19 protein-coding genes are annotated in these 19,095 nt (G+C 64.4%); 12 read left to right on the forward strand and 7 right to left on the reverse strand.

What is annotated here, in order from left to right:
- Nucleotides 1-5 precede the first annotated feature (5 nt).
- The 5 genes from LB519_RS23945 to LB519_RS23965 all read left to right on the forward strand — a co-directional run bounded on the left by LB519_RS23945 (nucleotide 6) and on the right by LB519_RS23965 (nucleotide 6,407).
- Nucleotides 6-203 (forward strand): hypothetical protein, encoded by a 198-nt coding sequence (locus LB519_RS23945; protein ID WP_224621338.1) that lies wholly within the window; start codon nucleotides 6-8, stop codon nucleotides 201-203.
- Nucleotides 200-2,293: a potassium-transporting ATPase subunit KdpB gene (gene kdpB / locus LB519_RS23950; protein ID WP_127365907.1), complete on the forward strand. Its 2,094-nt coding sequence runs from the start codon at nucleotides 200-202 to the stop codon at nucleotides 2,291-2,293. Before LB519_RS23945 ends, kdpB begins: the two co-directional genes overlap by 4 nt.
- Before the next feature lie 74 nt (nucleotides 2,294-2,367).
- Nucleotides 2,368-2,934 (forward strand): potassium-transporting ATPase subunit KdpC, encoded by a 567-nt coding sequence (gene kdpC / locus LB519_RS23955; protein ID WP_063168981.1) that lies wholly within the window; start codon nucleotides 2,368-2,370, stop codon nucleotides 2,932-2,934.
- 54 nt (nucleotides 2,935-2,988) lie between these two features.
- Nucleotides 2,989-5,718, forward strand: a complete 2,730-nt coding sequence (locus tag LB519_RS23960; RefSeq protein WP_224621339.1) for a sensor histidine kinase — start codon at nucleotides 2,989-2,991, stop codon at nucleotides 5,716-5,718.
- Nucleotides 5,715-6,407 carry a response regulator transcription factor gene (locus LB519_RS23965; RefSeq protein ID WP_224621340.1) on the forward strand — a complete coding sequence of 231 codons (693 nt, stop codon included), beginning with the start codon at nucleotides 5,715-5,717 and terminating at the stop codon, nucleotides 6,405-6,407. The genes LB519_RS23960 and LB519_RS23965 overlap by 4 nt, the downstream gene beginning before the upstream one ends.
- Before the next feature lie 15 nt (nucleotides 6,408-6,422).
- Here LB519_RS23965 and LB519_RS23970 read toward each other — a convergent pair whose 3' ends face one another.
- From LB519_RS23970 to LB519_RS24000, 7 genes are all read right to left on the reverse strand, one after another.
- Entirely contained in the window at nucleotides 6,423-7,859 is a 1,437-nt protein-coding gene (locus tag LB519_RS23970) for an MFS transporter (RefSeq protein WP_224621341.1), read from the reverse strand.
- A 222-nt stretch (nucleotides 7,860-8,081) separates the two neighbouring features.
- Nucleotides 8,082-8,561 (reverse strand): DUF992 domain-containing protein, encoded by a 480-nt coding sequence (locus LB519_RS23975; RefSeq protein WP_224621342.1) that lies wholly within the window; start codon nucleotides 8,559-8,561, stop codon nucleotides 8,082-8,084.
- A 91-nt stretch (nucleotides 8,562-8,652) separates the two neighbouring features.
- Complete coding sequence (locus tag LB519_RS23980) at nucleotides 8,653-9,129, reverse strand: DUF992 domain-containing protein (RefSeq protein WP_024502781.1); 477 nt, start codon at nucleotides 9,127-9,129, stop codon at nucleotides 8,653-8,655.
- A gap of 209 nt (nucleotides 9,130-9,338) precedes the next feature.
- Nucleotides 9,339-10,181, reverse strand: a complete 843-nt coding sequence (locus tag LB519_RS23985; protein WP_013529652.1) for a tetratricopeptide repeat protein — start codon at nucleotides 10,179-10,181, stop codon at nucleotides 9,339-9,341.
- Between the two features lie 138 nt (nucleotides 10,182-10,319).
- A complete protein-coding gene (gene rpsU, locus LB519_RS23990) occupies nucleotides 10,320-10,598 on the reverse strand; it encodes a 30S ribosomal protein S21 (protein WP_013529653.1) in 279 nt (92 codons plus the stop codon).
- 177 nt (nucleotides 10,599-10,775) lie between these two features.
- Nucleotides 10,776-11,162, reverse strand: a complete 387-nt coding sequence (locus LB519_RS23995) for an SET domain-containing protein (protein WP_013529654.1) — start codon at nucleotides 11,160-11,162, stop codon at nucleotides 10,776-10,778.
- Nucleotides 11,163-11,273: 111 nt separating this feature from the next.
- Nucleotides 11,274-12,032 carry an SDR family oxidoreductase gene (locus tag LB519_RS24000; RefSeq protein WP_024502779.1) on the reverse strand — a complete coding sequence of 253 codons (759 nt, stop codon included), beginning with the start codon at nucleotides 12,030-12,032 and terminating at the stop codon, nucleotides 11,274-11,276.
- 269 nt (nucleotides 12,033-12,301) lie between these two features.
- Between LB519_RS24000 and LB519_RS24005 the strand changes: the two genes are divergently transcribed.
- The 7 genes from LB519_RS24005 (at nucleotide 12,302) to LB519_RS24035 (ending at nucleotide 19,025) form a co-directional block, all read left to right on the forward strand.
- On the forward strand, nucleotides 12,302-13,555 hold the full coding sequence (locus tag LB519_RS24005) for a sarcosine oxidase subunit beta (RefSeq protein ID WP_127259922.1): 1,254 nt from the start codon (nucleotides 12,302-12,304) through the stop codon (nucleotides 13,553-13,555).
- On the forward strand, nucleotides 13,555-13,995 hold the full coding sequence (locus LB519_RS24010; RefSeq protein ID WP_224621343.1) for a hypothetical protein: 441 nt from the start codon (nucleotides 13,555-13,557) through the stop codon (nucleotides 13,993-13,995). Before LB519_RS24005 ends, LB519_RS24010 begins: the two co-directional genes overlap by 1 nt.
- Before the next feature lie 10 nt (nucleotides 13,996-14,005).
- Nucleotides 14,006-14,302 (forward strand): sarcosine oxidase subunit delta, encoded by a 297-nt coding sequence (locus tag LB519_RS24015; RefSeq protein WP_013529658.1) that lies wholly within the window; start codon nucleotides 14,006-14,008, stop codon nucleotides 14,300-14,302.
- Nucleotides 14,299-17,295, forward strand: coding sequence for a sarcosine oxidase subunit alpha (locus tag LB519_RS24020; protein ID WP_224621344.1), 2,997 nt, complete (start codon nucleotides 14,299-14,301; stop codon nucleotides 17,293-17,295). Before LB519_RS24015 ends, LB519_RS24020 begins: the two co-directional genes overlap by 4 nt.
- Nucleotides 17,288-17,872 (forward strand): sarcosine oxidase subunit gamma, encoded by a 585-nt coding sequence (locus tag LB519_RS24025; protein WP_064995594.1) that lies wholly within the window; start codon nucleotides 17,288-17,290, stop codon nucleotides 17,870-17,872. Before LB519_RS24020 ends, LB519_RS24025 begins: the two co-directional genes overlap by 8 nt.
- Nucleotides 17,873-17,931: 59 nt before the next feature.
- Nucleotides 17,932-18,162 carry a hypothetical protein gene (locus LB519_RS24030; protein WP_127365848.1) on the forward strand — a complete coding sequence of 77 codons (231 nt, stop codon included), beginning with the start codon at nucleotides 17,932-17,934 and terminating at the stop codon, nucleotides 18,160-18,162.
- Nucleotides 18,163-18,239: 77 nt separating this feature from the next.
- Nucleotides 18,240-19,025 carry a ThuA domain-containing protein gene (locus LB519_RS24035; protein WP_224621345.1) on the forward strand — a complete coding sequence of 262 codons (786 nt, stop codon included), beginning with the start codon at nucleotides 18,240-18,242 and terminating at the stop codon, nucleotides 19,023-19,025.
- The last annotated feature ends 70 nt before the right edge of the window (nucleotides 19,026-19,095 follow it).

Genomic DNA, 19,095 nt, shown 5'->3' on the forward strand with positions numbered 1-19,095 from the left:
ATGCCATGCGCCGCAAGGTCGCCCACAGGGACGATCACGGAAAGGAGGAGGGACCTCCTCCTTTCCCGACCCTGTCGACGTTTCTCGGCCTTGCGGCAGTCATGCTCGTCCTCTGGCTGCTGGCCTACGGGCCGCCCCATCTCTTTTCGGCATCCGATCATCCGGTGCCGTCCAACAACACCGAAGCCGGAGCTTCAAAATGAGCAACTCGAAATCAGCCAGCATCATGGATGCCAGCATCCTGGTTCCCGCCATCGGCGGCGCCTTCCGCAAACTCGACCCGCGCACGCTGGCCAGGAACCCGGTGATGTTCGTCGTTGCCGTCGTCTCGGCGCTCACCACGGTGCTGTTCGTCAAGGACCTGGTCTCCGGCGGCGGCAATCTCGGCTTCACGCTGCAGATCATCATCTGGCTTTGGTTCACCGTGCTGTTCGCCAACTTCGCCGAAGCGGTCGCAGAAGGCCGCGGCAAGGCGCAGGCGGATTCGCTGCGCAAGGCACGCACCGAGACCAAGGCCAAGCTTTTGACCGGTGAAGACCGCACCAAATACAAACTTGTGCCCGGCACCAGCCTCAAGGTCGGCGATGCCGTGCTGGTCGAGGCCGGCGACATCATCCCGTCCGACGGCGAAGTGATCGAAGGCGTCGCTTCGGTCAACGAGGCCGCGATCACGGGCGAATCCGCGCCGGTGATCCGCGAATCCGGCGGCGATCGTTCGGCGGTCACCGGCGGCACGCAGGTGCTGTCCGACTGGGTTCGCGTGCGCATCACGGCGGCTTCCGGCCACACCTTCCTCGACCGCATGATCTCGCTGGTCGAAGGTGCGGAGCGCCAGAAGACGCCGAACGAGATCGCGCTCAACATCCTGCTCGTCGGCATGACGCTGATCTTCGTGCTGGCGACCGCGACGATCCCGAGTTTTGCTTCCTATTCGGGCGGCTATATTTCGGTGACCGTTCTGGTGGCGCTGTTCGTCACCTTGATCCCGACCACGATCGGGGCGCTGCTTTCGGCCATCGGCATCGCGGGCATGGACCGTCTGGTGCGATTCAACGTGCTGGCCATGTCGGGTCGCGCCGTGGAAGCCGCAGGCGACGTCGACACGCTGCTGCTCGACAAGACCGGCACGATCACGCTCGGCAACCGCCAGGCGACGCAGTTCCGCCCGGTCAAGGGCGTCACCGAACAGGAACTGGCCGACGCGGCCCAGCTTGCCTCGCTCGCCGACGAAACGCCGGAAGGCCGTTCCATCGTCGTGCTGGCCAAGGAGAAATACGCCATCCGCGCCCGCGACATGGCAACGCTGCACGCCACCTTCGTGCCCTTCACAGCACAGACCCGTATGAGCGGCGTCGACATCGATGGTTCGTCGGTGCGCAAGGGCGCCGTGGATTCCGTGCTTGCCCATGTCAACCAATCGACGGTCGCAGCCCATGCCACGCGGCCCGGCAGCGATACCGTCAGGGATCTCCAGGCCATCGCCGACGAGATCGCCAAGTCCGGCGGCACGCCGCTGGCGGTCGAACGCGACGGCCGCCTGCTCGGCGTCATCCACCTCAAGGACATCGTCAAGGGCGGCATCAGGGAGCGCTTCACCGAACTGCGCCGCATGGGCATCCGCACGGTGATGATCACCGGCGACAACCCGATGACGGCGGCGGCGATCGCCGCGGAAGCCGGCGTCGACGACTTCCTCGCCCAGGCCACACCGGAGGACAAGCTGAAGCTGATCCGCGACGAACAGGCCAAGGGCAAGCTGGTTGCCATGTGCGGCGACGGCACCAACGATGCGCCGGCCCTCGCGCAAGCCGATGTCGGTGTCGCCATGAACACCGGCACGGTCGCCGCCCGCGAGGCCGGCAACATGATCGATCTCGACAGCGATCCGACCAAGCTCATCGAGATCGTCGAGATCGGCAAGGCGCTCTTGATGACGCGGGGTTCGCTGACGACCTTCTCGATCGCCAACGACGTCGCCAAATATTTCGCCATCATCCCGGCGATGTTCGCCGTCTTCTACGTCGCACCGGGACAGACGACCGGTCCGCTGCAGGCACTCAACGTCATGCATCTGGCGACGCCGCAGAGTGCCATCCTGTCGGCCATCATCTTCAACGCGCTGATCATCATCGCGCTGATCCCGCTGTCGCTGAAGGGCGTCAAATATCGGGCCATCGGCGCCGGCGCGCTGCTCAGCCGCAATCTTCTCGTCTACGGCCTCGGCGGCCTCATCGTGCCTTTCGTCGGCATCAAGGCGATCGACATGATCGTCACCACGCTTGGCCTCGCTTAACTCTTTGTTTTAACGCAATTCCCTAGGGAAAACCGCTTCACACTTTTCCTGGAATTGCTTTGAGGAACATCTCCATGCTCACCCAGATAAGACCCGCGATCATCATGATCGTCTTCTTCACGGTCCTGACCGGCCTGATCTATCCCCTGGGCATGACCGGCATCGCCCAGGCGCTGTTTCCGCGGCAGGCCAATGGCAGCCTGGTCGAGAGGGACGGCAAGATCATCGGCTCCGAATCGATCGGCCAGGGGTTTGCCAGCGACAAGTATTTCCACGGCCGCCCTTCGGCTGCCGGCGACGGCTACAATGCAGCCTCCTCGAGCGGCAGCAATCTCGGCCCGACCAGTCCCAAGCTGATCGACCGCATCAAGGGCGACGCCGAGAAGTTGAAAGCGGAAAACCCGAACCAGCCTGTTCCGATGGATCTGGTGACGACGTCCGGCAGTGGCCTCGATCCCGACATCAGCCCGGAAGCCGCCTACTTCCAGGTCGCTCGGGTGGCCAAGGCCAGGGGCATCGAGGAAGCCAGGGTCAAGGCGCTTGTCGATGCCCAAGTCGAGGGCAGGGAACTCGGCTTCATGGGCGAGCCTGTGGTCAATGTGCTTGGCCTCAACCTTGCGCTGGACGTAGCGAAAGAGTGAATGGCGGCGGCCGGGGATCGACAGTACCCCCGGCGCCATCCATGATCGATCCCGATGCCTGACGACAGAAGCAGCGACACCAGACCCTCGCCCGACGCACTGCTTGACCATGCCGAGCGGGAGGGTCGCGGCCGCCTGAGAATTTTCCTCGGCGCGGCACCGGGCGTCGGCAAAACCTATGAGATGCTGATGTCGGGCCGCGCCAGGCTGGCCGACGGCGTGGATGTGGTGATCGGCGTCGTCGAGACGCATGGCCGCAAGGAAACAACGGCCCTGGTCGAGGGCTATGAGGTCATTCCCCGCCGCAAGGTCGACTACAAGGGGCGTATCCTCGACGAGATGGATATCGACGCCATCCTCGCCCGGCGCCCGGCGCTGGTTCTTGTCGACGAGCTCGCCCACACCAACGCGCCCGGCAGCCGCCACCCCAAGCGCTACCTCGACGTCCAGGAGATCCTGACGCACGGCATCGACGTCTATACGACGCTTAACATCCAGCATGTCGAAAGCCTGAACGACGTCGTCGCCCAGATCACCAAGGTCAGGGTTCGCGAGACGGTTCCCGATTCCATCATCGACCAGGCCGACGATGTCGAGATCATCGATCTCACCCCCGACGACCTGATCAAGCGGCTCGAGGAAGGCAAGGTCTATTTCCCCAACACCGCGCAGCGCGCGATCGAGAACTATTTCTCGCCGGGCAATCTGACGGCGCTCAGGGAACTGGCGCTGCGCCGCACCGCGCAGCGTGTCGACGACCAGTTGCTCATCCATATGCAGGCGCACGCCATTCCAGGACCGTGGGCGGCAGGCGAAAGGGTCCTCGTCTGCCTCGACGCGCGACCTGGAGGAGCGGCCCGCGTGCGCTATGCGCGCAGGCTGGCCGACCGGCTGCGTGCTCCTTGGACGGCGCTGCACGTCGACAGCACGCGCTCGGCCAGCATGCCCGAGAATGACAAGGACCGGCTGGCGACGAACCTGCGCCTTGCCCAGCAGCTTGGCGCCGAGGTGACGACCATTCCGGGTCAGAATGTGGCGCAGGACATCGTGCGTTATGCGACGGCGAACAATTTTACCCATATCGTCGTCGGCAGGCCGACCCGGTCGCGCTGGCGCGAATTGATCGAAGGCTCGCTCACCTACGATCTCATCCGCAATGCCGGCGATATCAGCGTCCATGTCATTTCGGGAAGCGAACGCGGCACCGAGGCGGCGTCGCGGAGCGTCAAGGCGGCCGACGAGCAGTGGCAGTTCGAAATCTGGCCCTATCTCAAGGCGACGGCCTTTGTCATCGGCTCGCTCGCCTTCGCCGTCCTTCTCGATCAGTTTCTCGACGTTCGCAATCTGGCGATCATTCTGCTCATCGGGGTGCTGGCATCGGCGGTGACCGGCGGCCTGTGGCCGGCTCTGTATGCTTGTTTCGTCAGCGCCCTTGCTTTCAATTATTTCTTCCTGGAGCCGCGCTATACGCTGACGATCAGGGATCCGGAGAGCATCGTCGCGCTTGGCGTCTTTCTCGTCGTTGCGGTCATTGCCAGCAATCTGACGGCGCGCGTGCAGCGCCAGGCGGTCGCCGCCCGCTCGCGGGCGCGGGCGACGGAGGATATCTACCTCTTTTCGAAGAAGCTCGCCGGCGCCGGGACGCTGGACGACGTCCTCTGGGCCACCGCCTTCCAGATCGCCTCGATGCTGAAGCTGCGCGTGGTGCTGCTTTTGCCGGAAGACGGGACGATCACCGTCAAGGCCGGCTATCCGCCTGATGACACGCTGGCCGAAGCCGACATCGCCGCCGCCCGCTGGGCCTGGGAGCACAATCGTGCCGCAGGTCGCGGCGCCGACACGCTTCCGGGTGCCAAGCGCCTCTATCTGCCCTTGCGGACCGGGCGCACGGCCATCGGCGTCGTCGGCCTCGACAACGACAAGCAGGGACCGCTGCTGACGCCCGAGCAGCAGCGGCTTCTCGACGCACTGGCCGACCAGGCGGCAGTCGCCATCGAGCGTATCCAACTGGTCGCCGACGTCGACCGGGCCAAGCTCGCCGCCGAGGCGGACAGGCTGCGCTCGGCGCTGCTCACCTCCATTTCCCATGATCTGAAGACGCCGCTCGCCGCCATCATGGGCGCCGCCGGCACGCTGCGGGATTTTTCAGCAGCACTTCCCGAACCGGATCGGGCCGAACTGCTGTCGACGGTGCTCGACGAATCCGAGCGGTTGAACCGCTTCATCGCCAATCTGCTCGACATGACCAAGATCGAGTCCGGCGCGATGGAGCCGAACTGCGCCTTTCACTATGTCGGCGACATCGTCGGCTCCGCCCTGCAAAGGGCCAGGAAAATCATCGGCGAGCACAAGATCGAGACGGACATCCCCAGGGATTTGCCGATGTTGAAGGTCGACCCGGTGCTGTTCGAGCAAGCGTTGTTCAATCTTCTCGACAATGCGGCGAAATATGCCCCGGCCGGCTCGACGATCCGCGTCCAGGGCTGGACCGACAATGGCTCCGTCCTGCTGCAGATCATGGATGAAGGGCCGGGCATTCCTCCCGGCGATCTGGAACGGATTTTCGACACCTTCTACCGGGTGCGCAAGCGCGACCAGATCCGCGCCGGCACCGGGCTCGGCCTGTCGATCTGCCGCGGCTTCATAGAGGCGATGGGTGGCACGATCACGGCGGCAAACCGGACCGACGGTTCGGGCGCGGTCTTCACCATCAAAATGCCCAAGCCGGCAAATCCGCCCAACTTCGACGCTTCGAATACCGACGATGTGGGTGACCTGGCATGACAAACTCGAACGTCAGGATACTGGTCGTCGATGACGAGCCGCCGATCCGCAAGCTGCTGCGCGTCGGCCTCGGCAGCCAGGGCTACGCGATCAGCGAGGCGCCGAATGCCAGGGCGGCCATCGAGCTGATGGAGGCGGAGAAGCCGGACCTCGTCCTGCTCGACCTTGGCCTGCCCGGCATGAGCGGCCATGAGTTGCTGCGCAAATGGCGCGACGACGGCCTCGACATTCCGGTGGTCATCCTGTCCAGCCGGACCGACGAGGCCGGTATCGTCCAGGCCCTGGAGCTCGGCGCCGACGACTATGTCACCAAACCCTTCGGCATGAACGAACTGGTCGCACGCATCCGCGTGGCGCTCCGCCACAAGTTCCAGCAGCAGGGAGAGAAGCCGATTTTCCAGACCGGCGATCTCAGCGTCGATCTGGTCAAGCGCATCGTCAAGGTCGAGGGCAAGGAGGTAAAGCTGTCGCCGAAGGAATACGACATCCTGCGCATGCTGGTGCAGCACGCCGGCAAGGTGCTGACCCACCATTTCCTGTTGAAGCAGGTCTGGGGCGACTCGTCCGACGTGCAGTATCTCAGGGTCTATGTGCGCCAGCTCAGGCAGAAGATCGAGAAGAGCCCCGACCAGCCACGCTACATCACCACCGAGACCGGCGTCGGCTACCGCCTGCGCGAGGTCGAATGAGCGGGTTGGGCGCTTCTAGCCAGTAGCTTCCAGCTGCTGGCCAAGCGGCCTGGAAACCCGCAAGGCCGCGAGACAGCCGACAATGCCGAGCGGGACGAAGGCAAGAAACAGCCAGGACGCGACATTCGCCGCCGCGTCGTGGTTCAAACCTTGCGAAAAGCCGCTGGCATTGGCGACGATGCCGGCAAGGGCTGCACCCACGGCGTAGCCGATGCGCTGCATGGTCGGCACCGCCGCCGAGGCGATGGTCTGCTCGCTCTTCGGGGCGGAGGCGACGATGACGCGTGTCAGGAACGGCCAGGCGATGCCGAAGCCGCCGCCTTGCAACAGGGCACAGATCAGGATGAGCGGGATGGAGCCCAGGGGTATCGTGTAGGCAAAGCCGGCGATGCCGGCCGCGATCATCACCGCGCCGCCGATGATGATCAGCCGCTCGCGCCGCGGCGGCGCGTTGGCGACCAGGATCGACAGGATCGACCAGGCGATCGATTCGGCGGCGATGATGTAGCCGGTGGTCAGCAGCGGAATGTCGTGAAGGCTGGTCAGCAGCAGCGGCCCGTAGACGCCGAAGGAACAGGTGGCCACCGAAAAAGCGGCAACCATGGTCATGCCGGCGCCGACCGGCGTGCGCCATGAGAACAGCCGCGCCGGGAACAGCCGCGAAAGCGGCTTCAGCGCGTCGATGGTGAAGAACAGCAGCAGGCCGATGAGGCCGAAGGCCATCAGCAGCGAAGAGCGCAGCAAGGCGATGTCGACGCCGGCCGAGGCGATCAGCACCACGGCAACGGCAAGGCAGGCAAGGGCCGCGAACGGGAAGGGCGGCGCCCCGCCTGCGCTCGCCTTCGGCCTCGTCGCCTCCGGCGTGTCGAGCACGATGAAACTTGCCAGCGCCATGGCTGCGCCGCCGAGGGTGAAGATGCCGAAGGCCCAGCGCCATGACAAAAGCTCGGTCATGATCGCGCCGAGCAATGGTCCGCTGAAGGCGGCGACGCCCCAGATCGCCGACATGATGCCGAAAAGCTGCGGCCAGATGGCGCGCGAGAACAGTCGTTCGACCGAGACGAAGGCCAGCGACACCAGCGCACCGCCGCCAAGTCCTTCGATCAGGCGGCCGGCGAGGAACAGTTGCATGGAAGGCGAGGTGGCGCAGATCAGGGCGCCTGCTGCGTAGAGCAGGGCTGCGACCACCATGTTGGTGCGCAAGGGGACATAACTCACCAGCCGTCCGGCGGCCGCGCCGGCAACGATGGCACCGAGTTCGTAGATCGCCAGCGACCAGCCGACGAGCTGCACGCCCGCCAGTTCGCCGACCATGGCCGGCATCACCGTTGCCACCATCGTCTCGTTGGTGGCGTGCAACAGGATGCCGAGGCTGATGAAGCAGAAGCGCGCCAGGTCGCCGCTTGCCCATAATCCGCGCCAGTCGACCTTGTTTGTGCTGATCTCGGTCATTTCCACCCCTGTCTTGCATATCTCGACGCCAGCGCAGGACGCCAGAAGCCAGTGCGGCTTTCCGGCAGGACCATGCGGTTCGACAGCGCCGGATCGGGCGCCGCATCGAGGCGTTGTTTCGTTCGGGGCAGGCTTGTAAAACCTCAACCGGGGTTGAGCTCAAGCGGTTTTTTGAGGACCGTTCGCGCGGCAGCCTTTCCGATTGGCGGGTTCGTTGCGCGATCAGTTCTCGGTGCTGCGCAGCTGGAACTGGCTGACGCCGATCGCGAGGTTCATGCCGGTCTGCGTCTGCAAGCTGAGCGGCTGCAAGGTGAAGGCCTGAGCGGAGCCGCCGACCAGCAGATTGGCGCCGGCGCCGACGGCGGCCGTCACCTCGGCGCTGGCGCCGATGTAGTCGCCGGCCAGCGCACCCGGCGCGTAGATGTTCTTCAGCGGCGTCAGCACGATCCACTGCATGACCGTCTGCTTCGTCGTGCCGATGTCGAGGCCGTATTTGTTGACGGCGCCGAAATAGGCTTCCGACGCGAAGCTCTTGTCGGCGGGGTTGAAGGTGCAGCTCAGATCCTTGCTCGAGCCGAAGATGAAGCCGGTGCCGCCGCCAATGGCACAGTCAAGCGTACCGAGCTCTATGCCTCGGTCCTGCGCCTGCGCTGCTCCGACAAACACGGTAGCGAATATGGCAGCGATGGCTGTCTTCAGCATGATGGTCCCCTCAAAAATCAACGGCGCGGAACCATCCTATCTGGTTCCGCGCCGCGGGGTGAGGGGTCATGGAGCGCACGGCTCCATGCGATCACTTGAATGAATGGATCAGCTGGAGCGAGGTCACGGCCACGGCAAGGTTGACGCCGGTCTGCGCCTGGACGCTGAGCGGCTCCAGCATGAAGGCGCTGTCCAAGCCGCCAACCAGCAGATTGGCGCCGCCGCCGGTCACCACGCTCGCCTCGGCGTTGACGCCGTAATAGCTGCCGGCGAGATCGCCTCCGTCACGGTCCCGGGTCGCAGCCAGCACGGCCCAAACGAGCTGGCCCTGATGCGTCTGGCCGACATCGAGGCCGATCTTGGAGATGACGCCTGTGTAAACCTCGGACGGCCCGTGATGATGAGGCCGGAAGACACAGGACACGCCCTTGTTGGAAGCGACGATATAAGCGGTGCCGCCGTCGATGGTGCAATCGAGCGTGCCGAGTTGCAGCTTGCCGGCGCTGGCTGGAGCCACCGCGAACATCGTCGTGGCGAGGGCAGCGGCGCAGGCGAGTTTCTTGATCATGGGAGGGTCCTTTCGCAAATTGCTTTTCGATAACGGCTTGGGAGGCCAGACCGTTCCGCTGAAAACTTGGCGCGATCAAGGCAGGGGCCGAAAGCCTCCTGCCGGGGTTAATGCGCGGTTGCGAAGTGCGTCTTTTCGGACACGCCAAGGATCCCGCGGCATTTGGATGTCACGCGGATTTGTATGGGAAGCGTTTGCCGAAACCGAGATCAGCTGACGCGGGCGAGGCCATCCTTGGCCGGCTGGTAGGTCGGGTCGAGGCGAACGGCTTCCTTATAGGATTTCGCGGCTTTCGCCTTGTCACCGCGCCGCTCGTAGATCAGCGCCTGGTTGGCCCAGGCCTCGGCGTTCTTGCCGTCGAGCTTGATCGCCATGTTGAAATCGGAGAAGGCGTTGTCCTCGTCATTGGTCGCCAGATAGGAGAGGCCGCGGCCGTTGTAGGGCTCGGCGGCGTCCGGCGCCAGCGAGATGGCGGTCGAGAAATCCTCGATGGCGAATTTGTGCTGGCCCTGGCTCTGATAGATCAGGCCTCGATTGTGGTAGGCGCGCGCGTCGGTCGTATCGAGCTGGATCGCCTTCTGAAAGTCGTTGAAGGCGTCCTGGGTGCGACCCGCCTTGCGGTAGAGATTGCCGCGGCCGATATAGGCGGCGTCATAGTTCGAGTTGATCTGGATCGAACGGTTGTAGTCCGCGAGCGCGGCTTCCTGGTTGCCGAGGAAGCGCTGGATGAGCGCACGATTCGAATAGGCCTGGAAGAAATTCGGATTGAGCTGGATGGCTTGATTGAAATCCTTGAGCGCCGCCTGGTACTGACCGCCACGGCCATAGGCCGAGCCGCGCACATTGTAGCCTTCGGGATCCTGGGGATTGCGCTGGATGACCGCCGACAGCGAGGAAATGTTCTCGCTCGAGCCTTGCGCCTTGTCGATGTTGTTGAATTCACCGGTCGGGCCCGCCGTTTGGCAGCCGGCAAGCGCCAGTCCGGAGAGCAGGGCCGCTGTCAGGGCGAAACCACGCAATGCGGTCCCGCGCTCCACGCTCGTTGCGTTCATGTCTGCCCTGTCCTCACTTCAAGCCGCGTCGTTCAGATCCGGCTCCCCCTCCGGACCGGTCACATCAAAACAAAAAGGTGGCGGCGATTCCACATCGCGCCACCTCTGATATCCTTCGAAAAGGACGAAAAATTGGCGTTAGAACCGCGGCGGACGCGGAGCGCCAGCTGCACCACCAGCGGCGCCGGCAGCAACAGGGCGCGGCGTCATCGGCAGCAGGCCTTCGCGCTGGGCGCGCTTGCGGGCCAGCTTGCGGGCGCGGCGAACGGCTTCAGCCTTTTCGCGGGCGCGCTTCTCGGACGGCTTCTCGTAGTGACCGCGCATCTTCATTTCGCGGAAAATGCCTTCGCGCTGCATCTTCTTCTTGAGAGCGCGAAGCGCCTGATCAACGTTATTGTCGCGGACGAGTACCTGCACGGGCAATCCTGTCTTTCGGGTTTGATATCAACAGGCAAGCGATCATAGCCGCTAGCCTCCGCGGCGGTTTACACCACGAATTGTGGCGGCTGATAGCAGAATCATGCCGCGCTGTCCACAGCGGAAATGAATTTGCGGTGCCAGCCGCAGTCTGTTTGCCTTGAGATAAGGAGCCGACTAGGCCGTCGCGAGGTGCAGCAGCTCGAAATCCTCGAAGAACTCGCCGTAGTCGCAGGTGATCTCCTCGCCCACGGCGATGTCGCGGGTCGCGGTGGCCCCGCCATATTGCGAAAAATCCGTATTCGGATTGCTGGAATGGTTCATGAAGCGGCCATTGTCGACTTCATAGACCATGAAACCTGGCCGGTCGGGGCTGGGATAGGCATAGCGGTCGAGCAGTTCCCTGAGATGCGGGGGTGCCGCTTCGTATTTGTCCATGGGGACCAGTCGGTCGAAATCCGGATCGAGCCGCCAGATCGAAGCCCCTTTCCTGATCGGCTCCGCAGCGAACACGCCGACGCCTTCGATCGCACTCGCAGTCACATAGGTTCTGATCAGCAACATGGTTCCAGACCCCGCTTTTGGACAGAAACGGAATCGCCAAATCGCGGCAAAAAATCAAGACCGGCCGTCTGCCTGGCGGCTATGAACATGCATTCCGGACGCGAAAAGTCTTCACGTCCGGTTGATCGACACGCCGCCATCGGCAAACAGAGCGGCTCCGGTGGTAAAGCTCGAGGCATCGGAGGCGAGATAGAGCGCCGAACGGGCAATCTCCTCCGGCATAGCGACACGCTTCAAAGCATGCAGGCCTTCGACGAAGGCCCGTGATTCCGGAGTCTTGAAGGTTGCCGCCGGCGTGTCTGTGCCGCCGGGCAGCAGCGCGTTGACCCGCACGCCTTTCGGGCCGTATTCGGCGGCCAGCACCTGTGTCAGTCCGATCAGGCCGGCCTTGCTCGCGGCATAACTGGTCATGCCTGGCATGCCGACTGTGTGGCCGACGAAGGTGGAGGTGAAGATCAGCGAACCACCGCCACGCTCGACCATTGCCGGCACCTGGTATTTGGCGCCGAGAAACGCGCTGGTGAGATTGGTGTCGAGCGTCTCGCGCCAGCCTTCCAGCGGCAGTTCGGCTATCGGTCCCATCAGGCCGACAGCGCCGGCATTGTTGAAGGCGATGTCGAGCCCGCCGAATTTTTCGACCGCCAGATCGACAAGGGCCTTTGCGTAGGCTTCGTCGCGGACATCGCCCGCAAGCGCGATGGCGATGCCATCGGCATCCGCGATTTCGGCGACAAGCGCGTCGAGCTCGGCCTGGCGGCGGGCGGCGACGATGACCTTGGCGCCTTCCTCGGCAAAGAGTTTTGCCGTGGCGCGGCCGATGCCGGAACTGGCGCCGGTGACGATGGCGACCTTGTTGGCGAGTGCGAACATTTTTGCATCCTTTTCTTCGCGCCGGCTTGACCGGCAGTTGGGATGCTTGGTCGCAGATCGAGGCCAGGCGAGCCACCCGATACCCGCCAAGATGCTGGAAAGCGCCGACGCGCCGGATGCGTCTTTTTCACCACGGCGCAAAACGGCAAGCGCCGTCGCAAACAGCGCAAGGGTGGAAGCGCTGTTTCGCTAGTGATACACCTCGCGCGCCGGGACCGAATGAACGCCGGCCGCCATTCGCGAAGCCTTTTTGGGGCGAGGTTGGGACGTTGAAGAAATATTCGGTATTCGCCATCGCCCGTGAAGCCATGCGCGGTCACAAGGGCTGGGAAGAACAGTGGTCCTCGCCTGAGCCCAGGAAAGAATACGACGTCATCATCGTCGGCGCCGGCGGCCATGGCCTGGCCACCGCCTATTACCTCGCCACGGTTCACGGCATCACCAATGTCGCGGTGCTGGAAAAGGGCTGGCTCGGCGGCGGCAACACAGGCCGCAACACCACCATCATCCGCTCCAACTATCTCTATGACGAGAGCGCCGGCATCTACGACCATGCGCTGAAGCTGTGGGATGGGCTGAGCCAGGAGCTCAACTACAACGTCATGTATTCGGCGCGCGGCGTCATGATGCTCGCGCACAATGTGCACGACGTGCAGGTGCTGAAGCGCCACGTGCACGCCAACCGGCTGAACGGTATCGACAATGAGTGGCTGACGCCGGAGCAGGCGAAGGAATTCTGCCCGCCGCTCAACACCTCCAAAGACGCGCGCTATCCGGTGGTCGGTGCGGCGCTGCAGCGGCGCGGCGGCACGGCGCGCCACGATGCGGTTGCCTGGGGCTATGCGCGCGGCGCCTCGGCGCGCGGCGTGCACATCATCCAGAATTGCGAGGTCACCGGGGTCAAGCGGGCGCCCAATGGCGCGGTCATGGGCGTCGACACGACGCGCGGCTTCATCGGTGCCAAGAAGGTCGGCGTCGTTGCCGCCGGCCATTCCTCAGTGATCATGAACATGGCCGGCGTGCGCATGCCGCTGGAGAGTTATCCATTGCAGGCGCTGGTGTCGGAACCGGTCAAGCCGGTGGTGCCCTGCGTGGTCATGTCGAACACGGTGCACGCCTATATCTCGCAGTCCGACAAGGGCGAGCTGGTGATCGGCGCCGGCACCGACCAGTATGTCTCCTATTCGCAGACCGGCGGCCTGCACATATTGCAGCACACGCTGGACGCCATCTGCGAGATGTTCCCGATCTTCACGCGCATGAAGATGCTGCGCTCGTGGGGCGGCATCGTCGACGTCACGCCCGACCGCTCGCCGATCCTGGCCAAGACGCCGGTGCCCGGGCTTTATGTCAATTGTGGCTGGGGCACGGGCGGCTTCAAGGCGACGCCGGGCTCGGGCCATGTCTTTGCCCACACCATCGCCAAAGACGATCCGCATCCGATCAATGCGCCCTTCACCATCGAGCGCTTCCGCACCGGCCGGCTCATCGACGAGGCGGCGGCGGCGGCGGTGGCGCACTGATGATGGCTGGGATGGCTGTCGCGATGCCGCTGATTCTGGCGGGGGAACACGTGCTGGCGGGGGAACGGGGCATGTTCCATTTTCCGTCGGCTGACGAAGTGCGCACGCAACCGATCAGCCGCACCGGCAACGAGACCGTCTGGCCGTTTTCGGTCGACGACGGCACGCTGGCCTGCGTCTGGAGCGGCGGCCAGCGGGTGGTGATGTTCTTCGAGGGACGTCCCGAAGGGCTTGACGAAGACGAGACATTCCAGCCGCGTCAAGTCATCGTCACCACCGATCCGATGCAACTCACTCTCGGCAACATGGCGTCGCGCGATCTGTTTCGTCCCGCTGCAAGCCTGGAGGAACGTATCCGGCTCGTCGCGCCGTTCGCGACCCTGGGACAGAAGCTTTGCGATCAACCGGCGGGCGCCCGCGTCGGCCACGGCGAATTGTAGGAACGAACAAATGCTTCTCATCCGCTGCCCCTATTGCGAGGAAGAGCGTCCGGAACTCGAGTTTCGCAACGCCGGCGAGGCGCATATCGCGCGCTCGGCCAATATGGCCGGCGAGAGCGACGACGATTTCGAAAAGTTCTTTTTCATCCGCTCCAACCCCAAGGGCATCATCTATGAGCGGTGGCGGCACATGCATGGCTGCGCGCGTTTCTTCAATGCCGTGCGCGACACCGTCACCGACAGGTTCGTCATGACCTACAAGGCCGGCGAACCCAAACCCTCCAAGCTGCCGGGAGTTGGCAAATGAGCGGCGCGTCGTACCGCATTTCCGGCGCCGGCCGCTTCAGCCAAGCCAAGACCGCGCGTTTCAGCTTCGATGGCCAGTCCTATGCCGGCATCGAGGGCGACACGCTGGCCTCGGCGCTGCTCGCCAATGGCGTCCATCTGGTCGGCCGTTCGTTCAAGTACCACCGTCCGCGCGGCATCCTGTCGGCGGGCGCCGAGGAGCCGAACGCGCTGGTCGAAATCAGGCGCGACGCGGCACGCAAGACGCCGAACGTGCGCGCGACTGTGCAAGAACTCTATGACGGGCTCGAGGCGCAGTCGCAGAACCGCTGGCCGTCGCTGTCCTTCGACGTCGGTGCGGTCAACGACATTGCGTCGCCGATGTTTTCGGCCGGCTTCTACTACAAGACCTTCATGTGGCCGAAGGCGGCATGGAAGAGCCTCTACGAGCCAAAGATCCGCGCCGCGGCCGGTCTTGGCGTTTCCCCGGACCAGCCCGATCCCGACCATTATTCGTCACGCTATGCGCATTGCGACGTGCTGGTGCTGGGCGGCGGTGCGGCGGGCATCGCTGCGGCATTGGCAGCGGCGGAGACCGGCGTGCGCGTCATCCTCGCCGACGAGCAGGCCGAGTTCGGCGGCAGCCTGCGTTTCGAGAGCGGCGCGAAAATCGACGGCCAGGACGGCTTTGCCTGGGCGCAAGCTGCGGTGGCGAAGCTCGCCGCGATGGACAATGTCCGCGTGCTCCCGCGCACGACGGCGTTCGGCTATTACGCGCAGAATTTCGTCGGCCTGGTCGAGCGTGTCAGCGATCATCTGAAGGCTCCTGGCCACGATCTGGCGCGCGAGCGGCTGTGGCAGGTCAGGGCCAAGCGCGTGGTGCTGGCCTCGGGCGCCATCGAGCGCCACATGGTGTTCGCCGACAACGACCGCCCGGGCATCATGCTGGCGGGTGCCGCGCGCACCTATCTCAACCACTATGGCGTCGCGGTCGGCAGGAATGTCGGCGTCTACACCGCCAATGATTCCGCCTATGCAGCGGCGATCGACCTGAAGAAGGCCGGCGTCAACGTGGCGGCGATCGTCGATTTGCGCGACAATCCGACCGGACCGGTGATCGACGAGGCGAGGGCGCTCGGCATCGAGGTCAATTTCGGCCGCGCGGTGATCCGCGCCGGCGGCAAGCTGCGCGTTTCCTCGATGACGGTGCAGCCGAAGAATGGCGGCGGCGAACGCACCATTCCAGTCGACGCGATCCTGATGTCGGCCGGCTGGACGCCGTCGGTGCATCTGTTCTCGCAGTCGCGCGGCAAGGTCGCCTTCAACGACGAGACCAAGCGCTTCGTGCCGGGCACCTATGCGCAGGATTGTGTCTCTGTCGGCGCCTGCAATGGTACCGACGGCCTATCGGCGACGGTCGACGAGGCCTATGCCGCGGGCGCCAAAGCGGCCAGGGATGCGGGCGCGAAAACCGCCAAGGGTACGAAGCCGAAGGTCGACACCTCCGAGAGCTGGTCGCGCGGCATGCTGGGTGCGGCTCCTGGCGCCGGGCCGGACACCACGGTGAAGGCGTTTGTCGACTTCCAGAACGACGTCACCGCCAAGGATATCCGCCAGGCGGTGCACGAAGGCATGCGCTCGATCGAGCACGTCAAGCGCTTCACCACCAACGGCATGGCCACCGATCAGGGCAAGACCTCCAACATGCACGGCCTGGCGATTGCCGCCGAGATGCTGGGAAAGCCGATCCCGGAGGTCGGCCTGACCACGTTCCGGGCGCCCTATACGCCGGTGACCTTCGGCGCCATCGTCAGCCATGCGCGCGGGCCGCTGTTCGACCCCACGCGCAAAACGGCGATTCATCCCTGGGCCGAGGCGCAAGGCGCGGTGTTCGAGGATGTCGGCCAGTGGAAGCGCGCCTGGTATTTCCCCAAGGCGGGCGAGGACATGCATGCCGCGGTCGACCGCGAATGCGTCGCCGTGCGCAAGACGGCAGGCCTGTTCGATGCCTCGACACTGGGCAAGATCGAAGTGGCCGGGCCGGATGCGGCCAAATTCATGGAGCTGCTCTACACCAACCCTTGGGAGAAGCTGGAACCCGGCCGCTGCCGCTATGGCATCATGCTGCGCGAGGACGGGTTCATCTATGATGACGGCGTCGTCGGCAGGCTGGCGCCCGACCGTTTCCATGTGACGACGACGACCGGCGGCGCGCCGCGTGTCATGAACCACATGGAGGACTATCTCCAGACCGAGTTCCCGCATCTCAATGTCTGGCTGACCTCGATCACCGAGCAGTGGGCGGTCATCGCCGTGCAGGGACCCAAGTCGCGCGACATCATCGCGCCGCTGGTCGAAGGCATCGACATGTCGGACGAGGCGCTGCCGCACATGTCGGTGCGCGAAGGCAAGATCTGCGGCGTGCCGACGCGGCTGTTCCGCATGTCGTTCACAGGCGAGCGCGGCTTCGAGGTCAATGTGCCGGCCGATTATGGCCAGGCGGTCTGGGAAGCGCTGTGGGCCGAAGGCCAGAAGCATGGCGCCGCCGCCTACGGCACCGAGGCCATGCACGTGCTGCGCGCTGAAAAGGGCTACATCATCGTCGGCCAGGACACCGACGGCACGGTGACGCCGAACGACGCCGGGCTCGACTGGGCGGTCGGCAAAAAGAAGGCCGATTTCGTCGGCATCCGCGGCCTGACTCGGCCGGACCTTGTCGCCAAGGGCCGCAAGCAGCTGGTGGGCCTCAAGACCAAAGATCCCAAGGTGGTGCTCGAAGAAGGCGCGCAAATCGTCGAGGATCCGAAGCAGGCGATCCCGATGAAGATGATCGGCCATGTCACTTCGAGCTACTGGTCGGAAAATTGCGGCCGCTCGATCGCGCTGGCGCTGGTCGCCGGCGGTCGCGACCGCATGGGCGAGACACTCTACGTGCCGATGCCGAACGGGGTGATCGAAGTGGAGGTTACCGGCATGGTGTTCTTCGACGAAACGGGAGGGCGCCTCAATGGCTAAGGCCGCTGCAAGAAAGACGACGCCAGCTGCATCGTCTTCGGTAGAACGCCGTCCGGCGCTGGCCGGTCGCAGCACCACTGCCGCCGCCGTCAAGGTCGAGGTGCTGCCGCCGGCCGAGCGCATTTCGCTGCGTGCGCCGGAGGCTTCGGTCGCAGCGCTTTCGAAGGTGCTCGGCGTGACCTTGCCGAAAAAGCCGAAGACATCCGCCTCGAAGGGTGGGCGCATCGCTCTGTGGCTCGGCCCCGACGAATGGCTTGTCATCGATGAGGCCGGCAACGATCCGCTCGCCGATTGCGCCAAAGTATCCGCGCTGCATTCGGCGGTTGGCGTCTCGCATCGCAACATCGCGATATCAGTGACGGGCACTGGGGCAGCGGCGACAATCAATGCGGGCTGCCCGCAGGATCTGTCGCTCGACGCCTTCCCGGTGGGCGCGGCGTCGCGCACCATCCTGGGCAAGACCGAGATCGTGCTGTTGCGCACAGCCGCCGATGCCTTCCGGGTCGAATGCTGGCGTTCCTTCTCGGACTATGTCTTTACTTTCCTGTCCGAGGGATCGCGGGACGCGGCGGTCTGAGCTCGGAACGTTTTGCAGGGCGCGCTCGTTCTGCATCCGCACGCCGAGGGAGAATGCCGATGCCGTCGAATTCCGCGCCGAAGTCGCCGGTCAAAAAGACATCGGCCGTCCGCTCGCTCGAACATGAGCGACGTGAAGCCCCGAGCGCCGAAGAGGAACTCGAGGAAGGCCTTGAAGACACGTTCCCGGCCAGCGATCCGGTATCCATTACCGGAACCGCCATCCCCGGCGCACCGGCGAAACCGGGCAAGGCCAAGACCGTGCCGGGGCGCAAGAAGCGCAAGACCTAGTATTCCATCGGGCCAGATCGCATCGGACCTTCTCAATCTCCTTGGGCGTGCTATTTAAAGCGCTTTGGGAGATGAAAATGCCGACAAAAGCGATCGTTTGGGGCGAGAACGTCCACGAGCAGACCAATGAAGCCGTGCGCGAACTCTATCCCTTGGGGATGCACGGCACCATCGCCGCCGCGCTCAACCAGGACAAGGACATTGAGGCGGCCACCGCCACCTTGCAGGAGCCCGAGCACGGCCTGAGCGAAAAGCGCCTGGCGGCCACCGACGTGCTTTTGTGGTGGGGCCACGCGGCGCATGGCGAGGTCAAGGACGAGATCGTCGAGCGGGTGCAGAAGCGGGTGTGGGAAGGGATGGGCCTGATCGTGCTCCATTCCGGTCACTACTCAAAGATCTTCAAGCGGCTGATGGGCACGCCCTGTTCGCTGAAATGGCGCGAGGCGGGCGAGCGCGAGCGCGTCTGGGCGATCAACCGCGGCCACCCGATCGCGCAAGGCATTGGCGAGTGCCTGGAGATCGGCGAGACCGAAATGTATGGCGAGCCGTTCGCGGTGCCGGAGCCGCTGGAGACGGTGTTCGTCTCCTGGTACGAGGGCGGCGAGGTGTTCCGGTCCGGGTTGACCTACCAGCGCGGCGCGGGACGGATCTTCTACTTCTCGCCCGGCCACGAGACCTATCCGATCTATCACAATGAGGGCGTGCAGCAGGTGCTGCGCAACGCCGTCCATTGGGCGCACAACCCGGCGCCGGCATGGTCCGGCATCACCAATGCGCCGAACGTGCCGACGGATGCGGCCAAGGAGAAGATCGTGCAGAAGGGGCTGCGCCTGCATGCCGATGGCGATAAGGGCCTGAGCTGATTGGGGCGGCCTGAGCTGATCGGGGCCTGAGTTGCCCAAGGCGTGAGTTGATTTTGGGGGCTTGGGGCTA

The sequence above is a fragment of the Mesorhizobium sp. AD1-1 genome (genome assembly GCF_020164655.1).
GTDB lineage: Bacteria > Pseudomonadota > Alphaproteobacteria > Rhizobiales > Rhizobiaceae > Mesorhizobium > Mesorhizobium ciceri.

What these genes read in the sequence shown, in the direction of transcription:
- LB519_RS23975 (WP_224621342.1), bottom strand. Translation starts at nt 8,561, where the DNA reads ATGCTGAAGACAGCCATCGCTGCCATATTCGCTACCGTGTTTGTCGGA.
- LB519_RS24010 (WP_224621343.1), top strand. Translation starts at nt 13,555, where the DNA reads ATGATGGCTGGGATGGCTGTCGCGATGCCGCTGATTCTGGCGGGGGAA.
- LB519_RS23945 (WP_224621338.1), top strand. Translation starts at nt 6, where the DNA reads ATGCGCCGCAAGGTCGCCCACAGGGACGATCACGGAAAGGAGGAGGGA.
- LB519_RS24020 (WP_224621344.1), top strand. Translation starts at nt 14,299, where the DNA reads ATGAGCGGCGCGTCGTACCGCATTTCCGGCGCCGGCCGCTTCAGCCAA.
- LB519_RS23960 (WP_224621339.1), top strand. Translation starts at nt 2,989, where the DNA reads ATGCCTGACGACAGAAGCAGCGACACCAGACCCTCGCCCGACGCACTG.
- LB519_RS23970 (WP_224621341.1), bottom strand. Translation starts at nt 7,859, where the DNA reads ATGACCGAGATCAGCACAAACAAGGTCGACTGGCGCGGATTATGGGCA.
- LB519_RS24030 (WP_127365848.1), top strand. Translation starts at nt 17,932, where the DNA reads ATGCCGTCGAATTCCGCGCCGAAGTCGCCGGTCAAAAAGACATCGGCC.
- LB519_RS24000 (WP_024502779.1), bottom strand. Translation starts at nt 12,032, where the DNA reads ATGTTCGCACTCGCCAACAAGGTCGCCATCGTCACCGGCGCCAGTTCC.
- LB519_RS24025 (WP_064995594.1), top strand. Translation starts at nt 17,288, where the DNA reads ATGGCTAAGGCCGCTGCAAGAAAGACGACGCCAGCTGCATCGTCTTCG.
- LB519_RS23995 (WP_013529654.1), bottom strand. Translation starts at nt 11,162, where the DNA reads ATGTTGCTGATCAGAACCTATGTGACTGCGAGTGCGATCGAAGGCGTC.
- LB519_RS24035 (WP_224621345.1), top strand. Translation starts at nt 18,240, where the DNA reads ATGCCGACAAAAGCGATCGTTTGGGGCGAGAACGTCCACGAGCAGACC.
- LB519_RS23980 (WP_024502781.1), bottom strand. Translation starts at nt 9,129, where the DNA reads ATGATCAAGAAACTCGCCTGCGCCGCTGCCCTCGCCACGACGATGTTC.
- kdpC (WP_063168981.1), top strand. Translation starts at nt 2,368, where the DNA reads ATGCTCACCCAGATAAGACCCGCGATCATCATGATCGTCTTCTTCACG.
- kdpB (WP_127365907.1), top strand. Translation starts at nt 200, where the DNA reads ATGAGCAACTCGAAATCAGCCAGCATCATGGATGCCAGCATCCTGGTT.
- LB519_RS23965 (WP_224621340.1), top strand. Translation starts at nt 5,715, where the DNA reads ATGACAAACTCGAACGTCAGGATACTGGTCGTCGATGACGAGCCGCCG.
- LB519_RS24015 (WP_013529658.1), top strand. Translation starts at nt 14,006, where the DNA reads ATGCTTCTCATCCGCTGCCCCTATTGCGAGGAAGAGCGTCCGGAACTC.
- LB519_RS23985 (WP_013529652.1), bottom strand. Translation starts at nt 10,181, where the DNA reads ATGAACGCAACGAGCGTGGAGCGCGGGACCGCATTGCGTGGTTTCGCC.